Source organism: Frankia sp. CoWAU3, assembly GCF_977971855.1.
This window is the reverse complement of sequence record NZ_CDWWXB010000240.1, coordinates 1-2332: the sequence shown is the minus strand read 5'-3', so window position 1 is coordinate 2332 and position 2332 is coordinate 1. Positions and strand designations below refer to the sequence as shown.

Annotated in this window: 2 protein-coding genes; one reads left to right on the top strand and one right to left on the bottom strand. The window is 66.8% G+C overall.

Annotated elements, in window-relative coordinates; all coding sequences use genetic code 11:
* The first annotated feature begins 64 nt into the window (after nucleotides 1-64).
* Entirely contained in the window at nucleotides 65-739 is a 675-nt protein-coding gene (locus AC08ON_RS16270) for an ABC transporter ATP-binding protein (protein ID WP_476608240.1), read from the top strand.
* Between the two features lie 124 nt (nucleotides 740-863).
* Here the strand turns inward: AC08ON_RS16270 and AC08ON_RS16265 are convergent, their stop codons facing one another.
* Nucleotides 864-2213, bottom strand: coding sequence for an ABC transporter substrate-binding protein (locus AC08ON_RS16265; protein ID WP_476608239.1), 1350 nt, complete (start codon nucleotides 2211-2213; stop codon nucleotides 864-866).
* Nucleotides 2214-2332: the final 119 nt, after the last annotated feature.

Sequence of the window (2332 nt, the reverse complement as noted above, 5' to 3'; positions counted from 1 at the left end):
TGTACCTGGCCCAGGCTGCCCATCGCCACGATGAAACGGTCCTGAAGCAGCCGCAGGAGGCACGGTGACCACGGCGACGGCCGAACTCGAACTGACCGGGGCACGGGCCGGCTACGGGACCGTGGAGGTCCTGCACGGTCTGGACCTCGCCATCCCCGCCGGCAAGGTCACCGCCCTGCTCGGGGTCAACGGCGCGGGCAAGAGCACCACCCTACGGGTGCTGGCCGGGCTGATCCCACTGCGTTCAGGCAGTCTGACCTGGCGCGGCGAGGACATCACCAAGGTGTCCACCGTCGACCGGGCCCGCCGAGGACTGATGCTCGTGCCGGACGAACGGGCCGTCTTCGCCACCCTGTCGGTCCGGGACAATCTGCAGATCATCGCGGAGGCCAGCGGGCACCCCGACATCACCCCCGCACTGGAGTCGTTCCCCCGGCTGCGGGAACGGCTGACGCAGCGGGCCGGATCGATGTCGGGCGGTGAGCGGCGAATGCTGGCGCTCGCCCGCGCCCTGCTGGCCCGCCCCTCGGTCCTGATGGTCGACGAGCTGTCGCTCGGACTATCCCCGAAAGTCGCCGCGGACCTGTTCGGCTGGCTTGCGACGGTCACATCGTCGGGCACCACCGTCGTGCTCGCCGACCAGTACACCGAGCAGGCCCTGGCGATGGCGGACCTGGTCTACGTCCTGCACCGGGGCGAGCGGTCCTTCGCGGGCGGGCCGGGGGAATTCCGAGCGTAGGGCCGCGAAAGGCCCCGCTGAAAGGCCCCCCGATGTGAAAGGCCCCGGTCAAGGTTCCCTCCGTGGTGCCGTGGAGGGTTGCCCCGACCGGGGCCCGAGACCACGCAGGCGGTCCCGCGAGAGATCAGCCGGCCGGGTAGGGCAGATCCGGAACGGTGAAGCAGTTGGTGTTCATGTCCTTGACCTGGGTCACCCAGCCACCCTGGTTGCCGTTCGCCGAGTCCTGCCAACGGGCGACGTTGAGGCAGTTCTGCTCCTGCGACGGCGGTTCAGGCGACTTCTTGAAGTTCCGGCCGGTCGGGATGAGCAGGCCGTGACCGTCGTAGTCCTTGCCGCTGTTCATGTACGCCTCGACGCAGGCGCGGGTGACGTCGGCGCCGCAGGACCGGATCGCGTCGGTCAGCCACTGGGCCGAGGCGTAACCCTCGAGCATCCACAGGTTCATCTTGGCCACCCGATCGGGCGCGGCCGCCTGCAGATCCTTCTGGAACGTGGCGACCGCGGGAATCTGAGTGTCCGCATAGTTGGCGGTGCCGCCGGTGGAGTAGATCGTGTTCCGGCAGTTCGGGGAGGCGCTGTAGACTTGGCGGATGTTGTTGGCCCAGCCCTGCGGCGGGGTCACCTTCGCCGTGATCGGCAGTTTCTGGGACTCGATGGCGTTGCACAGCTGAGCGTTACCACCGTCGTCCATCGCGTCGAAGACGATCTGGACACCGCGCCGCTTGAGGTCGAGGACCGTTGCGTCCCAACTCGGGGCGCCGAGATTGATCTGCTCCTCGACGACCGTGTAGCCCTCCTTGCGCAGGCCGTCCGCGATCGACTTGGCGTACCGCTCCGACGGGGCGACGTTGTAGTACACAACCCCGGCGACGTTGGTCTTCAGATTCTGCTTGAACCAGCGGTAGATCTCGGTCCCCGCGTAGAGCGTGCCGTTGTAGCCGGGACGGCTGCCGGTGCGCGGATAATAGCTGCCGTAGATCGAGTACAGGTGCGGATACTGATCGTAGGCGGCGGACACGGGCTGGCCGCCGATATCCGGAACACCCTTGGAGTTGATGTACTGCGCACCCGTGTAGTCGAACGCCGTCACCCCGGCGAGCGCGAAGACCTTCTCGTCGTCGACGAGCTTGTGCGCGCAGTTCGCATTTCCGTCCCCGCTGCCCTTGTCGTCACACTCGACGAGGTTCACGGTGCGCCCGTTTACTCCGCCCGCGGCGTTGAGCGCCTTGAAATAGGCCCGCGCCCCGTACAGTGAGGCGGAGAACGTGTCCGGTCCGAAACCGCTGCTCAGGCCAGCGATTGTACCGATCTTGATCTCGGTCGGCGTGACGCCGATATCCGAAGCTGTGTTGTTCGACGCCCCGGCCGGTTTGTTGCCGGCCGAGGTCGTTCCGCTGCTACTGGCCCGGCTGCCGCAGGCGACGAGCGCCAGCGACGACAGCACAATGGCGGCGACGAGCGATCTCGCTCGCATGGACATGCTCTCCCCTGGTAGATCGGTGACGCTCGAAACGTTATTGCCGATCAACATCGTCGACGCTTCAGCCTGACGACAGCCGGTCCCGCTGCCGACTATGTACCGTTAGTTACATC